This is a genomic window from Delftia sp. ASV31 (genome assembly GCF_016428765.1).
In the GTDB taxonomy this organism is placed as follows: domain Bacteria; phylum Pseudomonadota; class Gammaproteobacteria; order Burkholderiales; family Burkholderiaceae_C; genus Comamonas; species Comamonas acidovorans.
The window spans coordinates 1-13,328 of sequence record NZ_JAELTK010000028.1 but is presented as its reverse complement, the minus strand read 5'-3'; the positions used below and the strand labels follow the sequence as shown (position 1 = coordinate 13,328).

General features: G+C 66.8%; 14 protein-coding genes. 10 read left to right on the top strand and 4 right to left on the bottom strand.

Going from position 1 to position 13,328, the window contains the following annotated elements; translation table 11 throughout:
• The first annotated feature begins 32 nt into the window (after positions 1-32).
• The 6 genes from JHD82_RS12395 to JHD82_RS12370 all read left to right on the top strand — a co-directional run bounded on the left by JHD82_RS12395 (position 33) and on the right by JHD82_RS12370 (position 7,232).
• On the top strand, positions 33-1,589 hold the full coding sequence (locus tag JHD82_RS12395) for a Do family serine endopeptidase (protein ID WP_199136732.1): 1,557 nt from the start codon (positions 33-35) through the stop codon (positions 1,587-1,589).
• 307 nt (positions 1,590-1,896) lie between these two features.
• Positions 1,897-3,396 (top strand): ATP-binding cassette domain-containing protein, encoded by a 1,500-nt coding sequence (locus JHD82_RS12390; protein WP_199136730.1) that lies wholly within the window; start codon positions 1,897-1,899, stop codon positions 3,394-3,396.
• 36 nt (positions 3,397-3,432) lie between these two features.
• A complete protein-coding gene (locus JHD82_RS12385) occupies positions 3,433-3,837 on the top strand; it encodes a hypothetical protein (protein ID WP_012203525.1) in 405 nt (134 codons plus the stop codon).
• 60 nt (positions 3,838-3,897) lie between these two features.
• Positions 3,898-4,572, top strand: a complete 675-nt coding sequence (locus JHD82_RS12380) for a response regulator transcription factor (RefSeq protein WP_099734577.1) — start codon at positions 3,898-3,900, stop codon at positions 4,570-4,572.
• The gene (locus JHD82_RS12375; protein ID WP_199136728.1) at positions 4,569-6,032 is read left to right on the top strand and encodes an ATP-binding protein; all 1,464 of its coding nucleotides are present in this window, start codon (positions 4,569-4,571) and stop codon (positions 6,030-6,032) included. Before JHD82_RS12380 ends, JHD82_RS12375 begins: the two co-directional genes overlap by 4 nt.
• A gap of 168 nt (positions 6,033-6,200) precedes the next feature.
• On the top strand, positions 6,201-7,232 hold the full coding sequence (locus JHD82_RS12370) for a diguanylate cyclase (RefSeq protein ID WP_199136726.1): 1,032 nt from the start codon (positions 6,201-6,203) through the stop codon (positions 7,230-7,232).
• Positions 7,233-7,327: 95 nt separating this feature from the next.
• Here the strand turns inward: JHD82_RS12370 and JHD82_RS12365 are convergent, their stop codons facing one another.
• Positions 7,328-8,935 (bottom strand): methyl-accepting chemotaxis protein, encoded by a 1,608-nt coding sequence (locus JHD82_RS12365; RefSeq protein ID WP_199136724.1) that lies wholly within the window; start codon positions 8,933-8,935, stop codon positions 7,328-7,330.
• A 487-nt stretch (positions 8,936-9,422) separates the two neighbouring features.
• On the opposite strand from JHD82_RS12365, the gene JHD82_RS12360 reads away from it, so the two are divergent.
• Positions 9,423-9,956 (top strand): DUF2939 domain-containing protein, encoded by a 534-nt coding sequence (locus JHD82_RS12360; RefSeq protein WP_199136722.1) that lies wholly within the window; start codon positions 9,423-9,425, stop codon positions 9,954-9,956.
• Between the two features lie 33 nt (positions 9,957-9,989).
• Here JHD82_RS12360 and JHD82_RS12355 read toward each other — a convergent pair whose 3' ends face one another.
• From JHD82_RS12355 to JHD82_RS12345, 3 genes are all read right to left on the bottom strand, one after another.
• Positions 9,990-10,214: a hypothetical protein gene (locus JHD82_RS12355; RefSeq protein ID WP_016453212.1), complete on the bottom strand. Its 225-nt coding sequence runs from the start codon at positions 10,212-10,214 to the stop codon at positions 9,990-9,992.
• Positions 10,215-10,235: 21 nt separating this feature from the next.
• Complete coding sequence (gene yfcF / locus JHD82_RS12350; RefSeq protein WP_199136720.1) at positions 10,236-10,859, bottom strand: glutathione transferase; 624 nt, start codon at positions 10,857-10,859, stop codon at positions 10,236-10,238.
• Between the two features lie 79 nt (positions 10,860-10,938).
• Positions 10,939-11,619: a hypothetical protein gene (locus JHD82_RS12345; protein ID WP_199136718.1), complete on the bottom strand. Its 681-nt coding sequence runs from the start codon at positions 11,617-11,619 to the stop codon at positions 10,939-10,941.
• A 222-nt stretch (positions 11,620-11,841) separates the two neighbouring features.
• Between JHD82_RS12345 and JHD82_RS12340 the strand changes: the two genes are divergently transcribed.
• The 3 genes from JHD82_RS12340 to JHD82_RS12330 all read left to right on the top strand — a co-directional run bounded on the left by JHD82_RS12340 (position 11,842) and on the right by JHD82_RS12330 (position 13,082).
• Positions 11,842-12,294, top strand: coding sequence for a helix-turn-helix domain-containing protein (locus JHD82_RS12340; protein ID WP_233174712.1), 453 nt, complete (start codon positions 11,842-11,844; stop codon positions 12,292-12,294).
• 156 nt (positions 12,295-12,450) lie between these two features.
• On the top strand, positions 12,451-12,684 hold the full coding sequence (locus JHD82_RS12335; protein ID WP_199136714.1) for an antitoxin: 234 nt from the start codon (positions 12,451-12,453) through the stop codon (positions 12,682-12,684).
• A complete protein-coding gene (locus JHD82_RS12330; protein WP_199136712.1) occupies positions 12,681-13,082 on the top strand; it encodes a type II toxin-antitoxin system VapC family toxin in 402 nt (133 codons plus the stop codon). Before JHD82_RS12335 ends, JHD82_RS12330 begins: the two co-directional genes overlap by 4 nt.
• The last annotated feature ends 246 nt before the right edge of the window (positions 13,083-13,328 follow it).

Genomic DNA, 13,328 nt, shown 5'->3' with positions numbered 1-13,328 from the left:
CAAGGAACGCTGCTTTTGAGGAAAGGTCTGCGATGAACAAGATTCTGTCCACTCCCCGCCGTCTGGTGCTGGCCCTGGTGGCCGCAGGTGCCATCGGCGCCCTGGGCGCCACGGGCGCCGGTCTGGTTGGCGTGGTGCATGGCGATGCGCGTGCCGCCACGTCGCTGTTTGCGCCTGCAGCACAGCCGGCTTCTACCGCTTCTGCAGCTTCCCCCGCCGCCGCCGTGGTGGCCCCGAACTTTGCCGACATCACGGCGCGCAATGGCGCGGCCGTGGTCAACATCAGCGTGGTCGGCAGCTCGCGTGCCATGGGCGACGATGGCGACGAGGCTGCTGCGCGGCAGGGCCAAGGTCAGGGCCTGCAGGGCATGGACCCCAACGATCCGTTCTTTGAATTCTTCCGCCGCTTCGGCGTGCCCGGCATGCCGGGCATGGGCCAGGGCCAGCCGCAGCGCGATGTGCCCACGCGCGGCGAAGGCTCGGGCTTCATCGTCTCCAGCGACGGCCTGATCCTGACCAACGCCCACGTGGTGCGCGGCGCCAAGGAAGTCACTGTCAAGCTCACCGACCGGCGCGAGTTCAGCGCCAAGGTGCTGGGCGCCGATCCCAAGACCGACGTGGCCGTGCTGCGCATCGAGGCGAAGAACCTGCCCACCGTATCGCTGGGCAAGACGGCCGATCTGCGCGTGGGCGACTGGGTGCTGGCCATCGGCTCGCCCTTCGGCTTCGAGAGCAGCGTGACGGCCGGCGTGGTCAGCGCCAAGGGCCGTACCCTGCCTGACGACTCCTTCGTGCCCTTCCTGCAGACCGACGTGGCCATCAACCCCGGCAACTCGGGCGGCCCGCTGTTCAATGCGCGCGGCGAGGTGGTGGGCATCAACAGCCAGATCTACTCGCGCTCGGGTGGTTACCAGGGCGTGTCCTTCGCCATTCCCATCGAAGTGGCCACGCGCGTGCAGCAGCAGATCGTGGCTACGGGCAAGGTGCAGCATGCGCGGCTGGGCGTGGCCGTGCAGGAGGTGAACCAGGCCTTTGCCGACTCCTTCAAGCTCGACCGTCCCGAAGGCGCCCTGGTGTCCAGCGTGGACAAGAGCGGCCCCGCCGCCAAGGCGGGCCTGGAGCCCGGTGACGTGGTGCGCAAGATCGATGGCCAGCCCATCGTGGGCTCGGGCGATCTGCCGGCCTTTGTGGGCCAGGCGCTGCCGGGCCAGAAGGTCACGCTGGAGATATGGCGCAACGGCGAGGCCCGTACCCTGAATGCCGTGCTGGGCGATGCCAGCGACAAGGCCGCCAAGGTGGCCAAGGACAAGCCCGACGCCGGCAAGGGCAAGCTGGGCCTGGCCCTGCGCCCGCTGCAGCCCGAGGAAAAGCAGCAGATCGGCGTGAAGGACGGCCTGGTCGTTGCCGACGCCGCAGGCCCGGCCGCCGAGGCCGGCATCACCCAGGGCGATGTGCTGCTGTCCATCAACGGCTCGCCTGCCGGTGATATCGAGGCCGTGCGCGCCGCCATGGCCAAGGCCGGCAAGACCGTGGCCGTGCTGATCTGGCGCGATGGCAACAGGATCTTTGTCCCCGTACGTCTCGGGTAAGTGAAAGGAGGTAAGGGACCAGAAGCATCCACACACTTGATTGATCGCACGGCCCCGGCGTGAATGCGCCGGGGCTATCGCTTTGGAAAAACCAGAGAAAAATGCCAGCGGTCCAAGGATCGGTACGCCGATGTGATGGTTGTATCGTGTGAAATGACGCCCGTTTGCGTTAGTAATGTTTCTTTTTGTGACGGATTGATGTAAGGGAAACCGCTTAGACTGCCGGCCCATCGAGGCGTGCGCTGACCGTCTTGATTCACGGAATACGGCCCCTGGGGGCGCAACGCATCACAGGAGGGGCACGGCTTTGAATCAGGACTACAGCTTGCAGGTGGCGGGTTTGGGCGCATCGTTCGGTGCGCGCGTCATCCTGGCTGAGGTGGACTTCGCACTGCCCGCCCGGGGCGTCACCGTTTTGCTGGGGCCTTCGGGATCGGGCAAATCCACCCTGCTGCGCACGCTGGCCGATCTCAATGCCGCCAACCCGCGTTTTCGCCGCTGGGGCAGCACGCGCTACGCGGGCCAGCCATGGCGCAGCGGCATGCAGGCGCCGCGCCTGGTGCAGCAGCAGGCCAGGCTGATGATGGCCAGCACCTTCGATGCCATCGTGGAGCTGGCGCGCCCCCGTCTCAAGCTGGTGCCGCATGAGCTGCGCGACTGGTGCCGCGCCCAGGTGCAGGCCTTCGGCTTCCCCGAGCTTGCGCTGATGTTCGACCAGCCGGCGCTGCAGTTGTCCCCCGTGCAGCAGCGTGCCGTGGCCATCCTGCGCGAGGCGCTGGCCGAGCCGGCGCTGCTGATGGTGGACGAGCCCACCGCCGAGCTGGAGGGCTACGAGGCCTTCGTGCTGCTGGAACTGCTGCGCCAGGTGGGTCAGCGCACCGCCGTGCTGATGAGCACGCACCAGCAGCAGCACGCACAGGCCGTGGCGCAGGACATGCTGCTGCTGGCCGGTGGCCGCATCGCCGAGGCGCAATCCATGGAAGCCTTTCAGCGCGCGCCGCTGTCGCTGGCGGGCCAGCAGTTCTTGCGCACCGGCAGCTGTGCCGTGGCCTCTCCCGATGCGCGGGCCGAAGACCTGGAGGAGGGCGTGCCCCTGCCTCCTCCGCTGCCTGCAGCGGCCATGGCCGCGATCTCCGAATTTCTGTCGGATGCAGTGGCCGCCGAGCCTGCATCCGAGCCCATGCCTGCACCTGAGCCTGCGCCTGCACCCGTGCCTGCATCCATGCCTGCGCCGGTACCCGCACCGACACCCGCTCCCCGGCCGCGCGCCGTCAATCCCGCAGTGCTGGTGGACTGGCAGCCGCTGGCCGCCGACCCGCAGGCCGTGCCCGCCAGCCGCGGCCCCAACGGTTTTGCCTGGCTGGTGCCGGGCCGGCTGGCAGGTGCGCCGCAGCCCGGCGTGGTGCAGTCCATGGACTTTGACCTGAAGGCCCTGCGCGGCTGCGGCGTCACCGTGCTGATCACGCTGACCGAAAACGACCTGCCGCAAGAGCCGCTGCAGCAGCACGGCCTGCGCAACCTGCACCTGCCGGTGCGCGACCACGAATCACCCACGGTGGCCCAGATCCAGATGCTGCTGGCGCGCATGTCGGCCATGCTGCGCGCGGGCGAGGTGCTGGCCGTGCACTGCCTGGCCGGCCTGGGCCGCACGGGCACGGTGCTGGCCGCATGGCTGGTGCGCGAGGGCCTCACCGCCGACGAGGCGCTGCGCCGCGTGCGCCTCATCGACGCCCAGTACGTGCAGTCCCAGGCCCAGGAGGACCTGCTCTACGCGTACGAAGTGGCACTGCTGCTGAAGATGGGCTGACCGATCACATCCATTCACAATAAAAGGAAAGCTGCAATGAGCCTGGATAACGTTTTGAGCGAGGTGGCCGGGTCCGTGCCCGAGTGCCTGGCCATCGGCTACGTGGATGCCGCCTCCGGCATGCTGCTGGCCATCCGCACGGTGGACTCGCATCCGCGCGAAGTCATCGACCTGGTGGCCGCCGCCACGGCCGACCTGTTCAACGGCCCCAATGTCTCGATGATCGAGAGCCTGTTCAAGAAGTCGCGCGGCCTCAAGGACGACGGCCACCACTACTTCCAGGAGCTCATCGTCAACAGCGACAACCTCATCCACGTCTTCCTGCGCGGCAAGCTCATGCCCGACTACGTGGCCGTCTTCGTCTGCCGCCGCACGGCCAACCTGGGCATGGCGCTGACCAAGGCCCGCATGGCCATGCCGAAGATTGAAGCGGCGGTGTAGCCGCCGCTCACCCCCTGAGTCGCCAACTGAGCCAGCCTTCCAGGGAGCTATTCTTCAACCATGCGCTTACTGCTTGTCGAAGATGACGCCATGATCGGCGAGGCCGTGCAGACCCTGCTGCGCGGCGAGGGCCATGCGGTGGACTGGGTCCGTGACGGCCTGCAGGCCGATGCGGCCCTGTGCCCCGGCCCGGGCGGCGGCCATGGCTATGACATGGTGCTGCTGGACCTGGGCCTGCCCGGGCAGGACGGATTGCAGGTGCTGCGCCATCTGCGCGGGCGCCGCGACCGCACGCCGGTGCTGGTGGCCACGGCGCGCGATGCCGTGCGCGATCGCATTGCCGGGCTGGATGCGGGGGCCGATGACTACGTGGTCAAACCCTATGACCTGGACGAGCTGCTCGCGCGGCTGCGTGCGCTGGCGCGCCGGGCGTCGGGCGCAGTTGATCCGCTGTACGAGCGCGAAGGCGTGCGGCTCAATCCCGCCACGCGCGAGGCCAGTGTCGATGGGCGCGACGTGGTGCTCTCGGGCCGCGAATGGGCGGTGCTGGAGACGCTGCTGGCACGCCCGGGCAGCACGCTGTCGCGCCAGCAGATCGAGGACAAGCTCTACGGCTGGGGCGACGAGGTCAGCAGCAACGCCATCGAGGTCTACATCCACGGCCTGCGCAAGAAGCTGGGCGCGGGGCTGATCCTCAATGTGCGCGGCGTGGGCTACATGGTGCCCAAGCCATGAAGGCGCCGGCTTCCTCCCTTGTTTCCTCCCTTATCGCCCGGGCGCGCAGCCGCCTGCCCGGCGCACTGGGCACGCGGCTGCTCATGTTCCTGGGTGCGGCCATCGTGCTCACGGCGCTGCTGCAGGGCCTGCTGGCCTACCGCAATGCGCTGCTGCAGACCGACACCCTGTTCGACTACCAGATGCAGCAGACCGCCTTTGCGCTGCGCGCCGGCCTGCCGGTGGACGCGCGCGGCAGGCCCCAGGGCACGCCGCCCGAGGATGAGAACCACGAATTCATCGTCCAGGTCTGGACCAACGAAGGCCTGCGCATTTTTGAATCCGCCCTGGGCGCCGCGCTGCCGCAGATGGCCGTGCTGGGCTTTGCCGACGTGCCTGCGCGCGGCACCGTCTACCGCGTGTTCTCGCTGCAGACGCGCTCGCAGGTGATCCAGGTGGCGCAGGACATGCGCGTGCGCCGCACCCTGGCGCGCGACGCCGCTTGGCAAAGCCTGCTGCCCATTGCCCTGCTGGCGCCCGTGCTGGCGCTGGCCGTGTGGTGGGTGGTGCGCAGTTCGCTGGCGCCCGTGCAGCGCGTGCGCCGCGAACTGGCCACGCGCCGCCCGCAGGACCTGGCCCCCGTGCCGGCGGAGGGACTGCCCGACGAGGTGCGGCCCCTGGTGGCCGAGCTCAATGCGCTGCTGCAGCGCGTGGGCCAGGCCTTCGAGGCGCAGCAGCACTTCGTGGCGGACGCCGCACACGAGCTGCGCTCTCCGCTGGCCGCGCTCAAGCTGCAACTGGTGGCCTTGCAGCGCGCGCCCGATGTGGCCGCGCATGACGAGGCCGTGCAGCGTCTTTCGGCCGGCATAGACCGGGCCACACGGCTCGTCGAACAATTGTTGACATTGGCGCGGCAGGAAGCCCAAGGCACGGTACAAGGCACGGCACAAGGCCTGCAAGGCATGCAGGGCCAGCACGGCGCTGCCGCGGCCGCACCTGCCGACGTGGACCTGCGCGAGGTGGTGGAGCAGGCCCTGGCGGATCAGGCCGTGGCGGCCCAGCAGCACGGCCTGGACATGGGGCTGAGCGAGTCACCGCAACTGCGGCAGTCCTTTGCCGTGGCGGGCGACGCACAGTCCTTGCAGATGCTGGTGCGCAACCTGCTGGACAACGCCGTCAAGTACGTTCCGCAAGGCGGCCGCGTCGATGTGGGCTGGCGCAGCGATGCACAGGGCCGCGCTCTGGTGGTCGAGGACTCGGGCCCCGGCATTGCCGAAAGCGAGCGCGAACTGGTGCTGCGGCGCTTTGTGCGTGGACCCTCTGCGGCTTCAGCGGGCCAGCAGGCACAGGGCAGCGGCCTGGGCCTGGCCATCGTGCAGACCATTGCCGAGCGGCATGGCGCACGCCTGCTGCTGGACCGCTCGCCCACGCTGGGCGGCCTGCGCGTGCAGGTGATATGGCCGCCTGTGTCGGGCCGCTGACAGCGGCGCGTGGCGCGCAGGCTTATCGGCCTGCAGCGCGGCCGGGATGCTTCCCGCCTGCGTCCGGCCGGGTCACAATCCCCAAATTGGTGCCCGCCCGCCTGCCTTGCCATTCCCTCATCAGCCGCGCGGGCAGTCTGCTTCCGTAGTCATTTCGAGAGGTATTTCATGGAGTCCCTTGTCCAGCGCCTGTCCCAGTCCGTGACCCAGGCGCATTCGTTGGAAGAATTGACGCGGCCCCTGCTGCAAATGCTCGAGGAGAGCACGCATCTGGAGTCCACCTATCTCACCACCATCAACGAAGAACAGGGCCAGCAGCGCGTGCTGTACGCGCGCAACGCCAGCGAGATGCAGATTCCCGAGGGCCTGGTCGTTCCCTGGGGCGACACGCTGTGCAAGCGTGCCCTGGACGAGGGCCGCATGTACACGCCCGATGTGGGCGACTGCTGGGGAGACTCCGAGGCCGCGCGTGAACTGGGCATACGCACCTACGCCAGCGCGCCCGTGCGTTTTTCGGATGGCCAGCTCTACGGCACGCTGTGCGCGGCCAGCAAGTCCTCGCAGGCCCTGAGCGGCGAGGCCGAAGGCATGCTGCGCCTGTTCGCCAACCTGATTGCCGAGCGCGTGGAGCGCGAGCAGCTCATCGCCAGCCTGAACCGGACCAACCGGGAGCTGGCGGCGCTGGCCTTGCTGGACCCGCTGACCGGCCTGCCCAACCGGCGCTGCCTCACCGATGAGCTGGGCCGGCTCATCGCCCGGTGCGCGCGCAGCCAGGAATGCGTGGTGGTGGGCTTCATCGACCTGGACCGCTTCAAGAACGTCAACGACGAGCACGGCCACGAGGCCGGCGACGCGCTGCTGCGTGCCATGGGCGAACGCCTGTCCGCCCACCTGCGCAGCGCCGACATGCTGGCGCGTTTTGGCGGGGACGAGTTCGTCTTCATCGGCGTGGGGCCCTTGTTCGGCAGCGAGGCCGATGCCGTGGCGCGTGAACTGCAGCAGCGCCTGTCGGATGCCTCGGCCTTCCAGGTCGATCTGCCCGATGGCAAGACGCTGGACTACGGCGGCGCCAGCGTGGGCGTGGTCTGCCTGCGGCCGGACTCCATTGACGCCGACGACGCGCTGCAAAAGGCCGATGCGGCCATGTACCGCGTCAAGATGGCGCGCAGCCGCGAAGCCAGGGGCAACGCGCTGCATTGAGCCAGCCGCAGGCCTGGCCCGGTGGCCAAGACCTGTTGCTGCCTTGTTCCGGCCTGTCTCGCTGCTTCTCGCGCGCGCTCTTTTTTCTTGCCGTCTCAGCCTGCTGCCAGCATGGGCTGCCTGCGCTGCAGTTCCACGGCGGCATGCTGATGGGTGCTTGCCGCCTCCAGCTTGAAGGCGCCCACCGTGCGCACCAGGTCGCCGGCCTGGCCGCGCAGGCTGGAGGCGGCGGCGGCCATCTCCTCCACCAGTGCCGAGTTCTGCTGGGTGGCCTGGTCCATCTGCGTGACCGCCTGGCCGATCTGGGCCACGCCCGAGCTTTGCTCGGAACTGGCGGCGCTGATCTCGCCCATCAGATCCGTCACGCGGCGTATGGCGTCCACCACCTCGGCCATGGTCGTGCCGGCCTGGTCGGCCAGCGCGCTGCCGTTGTGCACGCGGCTGGCGCTGTCGGTGATCAGTTGCTTGATCTGCTTGGCGGCCTCGGCACTGCGGCTGGCCAGGCCGCGCACCTCGGTGGCCACCACGGCAAAGCCCCGGCCCTGCTCGCCCGCACGCGCCGCTTCCACGGCCGCGTTCAGCGCGAGGATATTGGTCTGGAAGGCAATGCCGTCGATCACATTGATGATGTCGGCGATCTGCCGGCTGGAATCACTGATGCCGCGCATTGTGTCCACCACCTGCCGCACGACCTCGCCGCCCTGCTCGGCCACGGTGGAGGCACCCAGCGCCAACTGGTTGGCCATCTGCGCGTTGTCGGCGTTCTGGCGCACGGTGGAGCTGAGCTGCTCCATGGAGGCGGCCGTCTGCTGCAGCGCGCTGGCCTGGCTTTCGGTGCGCGAGGACAGGTCCTGGTTGGCCTGCGCGATCTGCCCGCTGGCCGCTGCCACGCTGACCGATCCCTGGTGCACCTGGCGCACCACGCCGCGCAGCCCCTCCTGCATGGTCTGCAGGGCGCGCAGCAGCATGGACACCTCGTCCTTGCCGCGCACATCGATGTGCCGTGTCAGGTCGCCCGCCGCCACGGCATCGGCCGTATGGATGGCCAGGCGCAGCGACCGTGCCATGTTGCGGATGATGGACCAGCCCAGCAGCACCCCGAGCAGCACGCCCGCGATGATGGAGCCCACGGCCACCGCAAAAATCACCTGGTAGAGCGATTGGGCGGCGTCGTACTCCTCCTTGGCGACGCGGGTCTGCAGCCCGGTCAACTGCACGATCACGTCGCGCAGCGGCGCGTAAAGCGCCTCGTCCTTGTCGATCAGCAGTTGCCGGGCCAGCTCCAGGTCACCGGACTGCAGCGCCTGCTGGGCCGGCTTCAGAAAGCCCTGCAGGAACAGCGCGCGCACGGCCTCGAAGCGGTCGGCCAGCTGCGCCTCTTCCTCGGTCATCCGGGTCTGGCGGAACGAGGCCCAGGCCTTGTTCACGTCGTTGATGTTGATCTGTATCTCCTGCTGCTTTTGCTGCGTGTATTCGGGCAGGTGCACGGCAATGGCGCCCGAGACCGCATGGCGGTTGCGCAGCAGAAGGCGCTGCACTTCCAGCAGATCGCCCAGTGCGACCAGGCGCTCTTCATAGACCACCTTGAATCGGCGGTTGGACTCGCTGATTCCATATAGCCCGAAAGCGCCGATCACGATCATGAGCAGTGAGAGAAAACCAATCAAGGCGGTCAGGCGAGTCGATAACTTGAAATTATTCATACTGCGTCCTTTGCATGCATTGCGGATGGTTGGTGGGTACTTGCGTTGTCAGGCCGCCCCGTGATGACTCGCATCTCTCATAACGGAATCGGTAATGAAAATGAGATTTCACTAACGGAAAATGCCCGGTCTGCACAAATGCTCACAGGCATCCGGAAACGGCGATGCTGGCTTGCCGATGGCCTGCGTGGCCAATGGCGATCCATGTTGTATTGGTTTGTAAACTATTTGTTACAAACTATAGTATGAATCGAATGGGCCAGGCAATACCAGTTTTTCCGGTATTGGCCTTGGCCTGATAGGGGTTCTCTGCGTATTGCTTCGCTATTGTTTCGCTATGAAAAATACAGGCGGCAACGGCCCTGGCAATGGCTGCGGCGCCGAACGGCCCGCCTAGAATCCGCCTTTATGCGCTGTGCATGCGCGGTTCATGCGCGTTCATCCGCGCTTGCGCGAGGCCCCTGGCCTGCCTTCACGAAAGAGATCCATGAAACCCAAAACCCTTGCCCGCGCGCTGGCCGCCCTCTGCGTGGCTGCGGCCGGACTGCTCTACGCAGCGCCCTACATCGCCCTGCACCAGATCGGCAAGGCCGTGGAGCGCCGCGACGCCCAGGCCCTGTCCGGCTACGTGGACTTCCCCGCGCTGCGCGAAAGCATCAAGGGCCAGATGATGGCCAGGCTGCAGTCCCAGATGGGCGGCTCGGGCGACAGCGCCTCCAACCCCCTGGCCGGCTTTGGCCAGCAACTGGCCCAGGGCCTGGTCAGCCAGTTCACCGAGGCGCTGGTCTCGCCCGACGGCGTCATGCTCATGCTGGAAAAAGGCAAGCCCGGCAAACCCACGGACGTGGCCGCCGCAGGCGTGGGCGTGGACACCCAGGGCGGGCCGCCGCGCAAGGACTACTCCGTGGAGTACCAGGGCTGGTCCAAGGTCTTCGTGCACCCGCGCGGCGAGCCGGGCGGCTTCATCTTCAGGCGTGAAGGCCTGATGGGATGGAGGCTGGTGGCCGTGAAGATGGATTGAGGGGCGCGGGCAGGCCGCCTGCACCCCGGTCCCTCAGCCTTGATGCAGCACCTTCATCACATGGCGCTTGCCCAGCCGCAGCGCGCGGGCATCGGCCTCTGGCTGCGTGTCGCAGGGCTGGTCATCGGTGATGGCCTCCAGGGCCTTGCCGCTGGCCACCTCCAGCAAGGTGGCACGCGGCAGCCAGGCGCCTGGCGAGGCATCGCTGGGAAGTGACGCGGGCGTGATCCGCACGCCCATGTAGAGAAGGCTGTCCATGGCCTGCCGTATCCGTTCGGATCAGCCTGCCAGGGGCGGGCGGGGCAGGGCCAGCCACTGCTGGACGGCGGGGTGCTGCCACTGCCGGCGCGCATAGGCGGCCAGCCGCGCAGGCACGGCATCGCCGTTGAGCACCAGGCGATTGAGCATCAGCGCCAGATCCACATCGGCAATCGACCATGGGCCGGCGATGTGGTCATCCTCCGAGCGGATGAAGGCGCCGGCCACCGAAAACAGCTTGCGCGCCGCAGCCTGGCCCGCATCCGACAGCGGCGTGGGCGTGGGGCGGTAGAACACCACTTCGGTGCTGCGCTCCGAGCGCAAGGCCATCAGATCGCTGCGCAGCCAGGCCTGGACCTGGCGCACACGGGCGCGCGCCTGCGCATCCTGGGGGTAGAGCGGGGCGCCGCCAAAGCGCTCTTGCAGATACTCGGAAATCGCCGAAGACTCCGACAGGCTGAACTCACCATCCACCAGCGTGGGCACCCGTGCCGTCAGTGACGCGGCCACATAGTCCGCCCCGGTGTTCTGTCCCGCCGAAAGGTCCAGCGTGCGCAGCTCGAAGTCAATCCCCTTGACCTTCAGCGCAACGAACACGGACATGGCATAGGGAGAGGCGAATTGCGAATCGGCGTACAACAGCATGGGGGCCTTTCGGGAGACTGCATCAGTGATTGGGGCACTGATGGTAGCCGAGCAGCCCGGGCGCATAGGCCATGATCGGTCATGCGCCGTCCGGGGGATCGCCGCAGATGCGGCCCATGCCGCCTTCAAAGACATCGCGCACGTCACGAAGGGTCTGCGAACCCCATTCATCGCGCTGCTCCCCATGCAGGGCGGCCGCCACGTAAACGATCTCCGACAACTGCGAGATGCGTGCCGCCATGCCGTGCGCCACGATATGGCTCTCCGTGTTCTGGTGGTCGCCCATTTGCATCAGCACCTGCGCCAACTGCTGGACCTCGTAGTTGGCCTCGCGGGCCAGTTCGCGCCACTGCGATGGCGTTGCGCCGGTGTCCAGCCTGGCTTGCAATTCGTGCAGCGTGGTGCGCGGAAACACGATCCCGTCCACCGGCGTCTCTGATATCTGCGCCAGCGCCTGGGCCGCTTCTGCCAGCAGGCGAGTGCGTGGGGCGGACTCCGCATCGCCGGGCACCAGCCGCGCCGAATTGATGCAGGCGGCCACATCAAACGCCGTGTTCTGCAGATCGCACGTCGAGCCGGGCTGGGCCGCGTGGCGTGCCACATCGCTGGCAATGCGCAGCAGGCGGTCGGATTCCCCGCTGTGCCGGTGCGTCTCATCGGTCATCGCGGCCTGCTTGAGTGCTTCAGCGGCCTGCAGGAACAGCGCGCGGTCCGCCTTGGCGATCTTCTTGCGCGATGGTTTCGCGGCAGCGTGCTTCATGGACCTCCTTCGTGCAACGTACAGGCGCAGCAAAGGAGCCGCCTGAGGGGTCAGGTAGTATTTGGCGCTTGTAGTGACAACGCTCCATAGGCTATCAAACGAAAATTTGATCGTCAATAGTTTATATAAAAAATGTTTGACTTCTCTGCGCGCCTGACGGAGGAAAGAAATAGGCTGGGCCTTAGCCAAGAGGCGTTTGGCGCTATCGCGGGAGTGTCCAAGATGTCCCAACTCAACTATGAGAAGGGCGTCAGAAAGCCTGATGTGGGTTACCTCATGGCTGTGGCGGCGCAAGGGGTTGACGTTGCCTACCTGCTAACAGGTCAACGTTTGTTTGACCCGAACGCCATCCAGCATGAGCGCTCCGAACCGACCCTCGCGGCCCGCCTGCAGCAGGAACGCCAGCGCCTGAACCTCACCGAAGCCGAACTGGCCCACAAGGTCGGGCTGGACAAACAGACCCTGAAGCACTTCGAGTCCGGCGACCTTGTCCCCGACGCCACAGCACTGAAGCAACTGCACCTCGCTGGCGTCGATATCGGCTACGTGCTGCTCTCCCTGCACTCCACACCGCCCGACGCCGATGTGCAGGCATTGCTGGAGCACTACGGCAAGGCGACGCCAGCAGGGCGTGCGCTGGTGAGAGGGGTGGCGGAGCTGGCCGGGCGGGGGTGAGGCTGCAGGCCTTCAACGCTCCCGGCCTGCGCGGCACATATCTGAAAAGCGTCAATAGCTATTGAATGAATAGCAAAATTGCAGCGAACACAAGCCGTGCTGGGCAGAGTGAAAAGCGGTAGCTACCATTGGTTGCTACCAATCAAGGAGCCCGCCATGGACACCGCACGCCTTTTCCAATCCGGCCGCAGTCAAGCCGTGCGGCTGCCCAAGGAATACCGTTTCACGGGCACTGAAGTCGTGGTGAAGCACTTCGGCAACGGCGTGTTGCTGCTGCCCGCAGACGACCCTTGGCAAATACTGCAAGCCGGGCTGGCTGAGTTTGAACCGGGCTTTTTGCTCGAGCGCGAGCAGCCTGATGCCCAGCAGCGGGACGAGATCAGCCCATGATCCTGCTCGACACCAACATCTGCATCTACATCATCAATGCCAAGCCCCCGGAGGTGCTGGCCCGCTTTCAGCAGTACCGCATGGGCGAGGTGGGATTGTGCAGCGTGGTTGCTGCCGAACTGGCCTTTGGCGTGGCCAAAAGCGGCTCGGCCCGTAACCGCCAGGCCCTGGAGATGTTTCTTGCCCCGCTCACCATCCTCCCGTTTGACGAGGCGGCCGTGTGGGCCTATGGCGACCTGCTTGCCGATCTGGAGCGTCGAGGCAGTCCCATAGGCGCGCTTGACACCATGATCGCTGCCCACGCCCTCAGTCAGCGGGCCCTGCTGGTCACCAACAACACCCGCGAATTCGCCAAGGTGCCCGGCCTGCAGTTGGACAACTGGGCTGTCGCTACCTGATTCCCTGGGTAAATCCGATCCTAGTGCTTGCTGTATGAGCGCAAGCGGCTATCAAATGTGAAGTAATCGATATCTTTTCATCGAAACCCGGCTACCCAGTTCGCGCCTCTGGACAGCGCCTGCATGCATGCATGCTGGCTGGCCGGCTCGCACTGACCCTGGACCGAACCTGTCTCTTATACACATCTAAAAAAGGGGGGGGGGGGGGGGGGGGGGGGGGGGGGGGGGGGGGGGGGGGGGGGGGGG

What these genes read in the sequence shown, in the direction of transcription:
- JHD82_RS12395 (WP_199136732.1), top strand. Translation starts at nt 33, where the DNA reads ATGAACAAGATTCTGTCCACTCCCCGCCGTCTGGTGCTGGCCCTGGTG.
- JHD82_RS12385 (WP_012203525.1), top strand. Translation starts at nt 3,433, where the DNA reads ATGAGCCTGGATAACGTTTTGAGCGAGGTGGCCGGGTCCGTGCCCGAG.
- JHD82_RS12380 (WP_099734577.1), top strand. Translation starts at nt 3,898, where the DNA reads ATGCGCTTACTGCTTGTCGAAGATGACGCCATGATCGGCGAGGCCGTG.
- JHD82_RS12375 (WP_199136728.1), top strand. Translation starts at nt 4,569, where the DNA reads ATGAAGGCGCCGGCTTCCTCCCTTGTTTCCTCCCTTATCGCCCGGGCG.
- JHD82_RS12370 (WP_199136726.1), top strand. Translation starts at nt 6,201, where the DNA reads ATGGAGTCCCTTGTCCAGCGCCTGTCCCAGTCCGTGACCCAGGCGCAT.
- JHD82_RS12365 (WP_199136724.1), bottom strand. Translation starts at nt 8,935, where the DNA reads ATGAATAATTTCAAGTTATCGACTCGCCTGACCGCCTTGATTGGTTTT.
- JHD82_RS12360 (WP_199136722.1), top strand. Translation starts at nt 9,423, where the DNA reads ATGAAACCCAAAACCCTTGCCCGCGCGCTGGCCGCCCTCTGCGTGGCT.
- JHD82_RS12355 (WP_016453212.1), bottom strand. Translation starts at nt 10,214, where the DNA reads ATGGACAGCCTTCTCTACATGGGCGTGCGGATCACGCCCGCGTCACTT.
- yfcF (WP_199136720.1), bottom strand. Translation starts at nt 10,859, where the DNA reads ATGCTGTTGTACGCCGATTCGCAATTCGCCTCTCCCTATGCCATGTCC.
- JHD82_RS12345 (WP_199136718.1), bottom strand. Translation starts at nt 11,619, where the DNA reads ATGAAGCACGCTGCCGCGAAACCATCGCGCAAGAAGATCGCCAAGGCG.
- JHD82_RS12340 (WP_233174712.1), top strand. Translation starts at nt 11,842, where the DNA reads ATGTCCCAACTCAACTATGAGAAGGGCGTCAGAAAGCCTGATGTGGGT.
- JHD82_RS12335 (WP_199136714.1), top strand. Translation starts at nt 12,451, where the DNA reads ATGGACACCGCACGCCTTTTCCAATCCGGCCGCAGTCAAGCCGTGCGG.
- JHD82_RS12330 (WP_199136712.1), top strand. Translation starts at nt 12,681, where the DNA reads ATGATCCTGCTCGACACCAACATCTGCATCTACATCATCAATGCCAAG.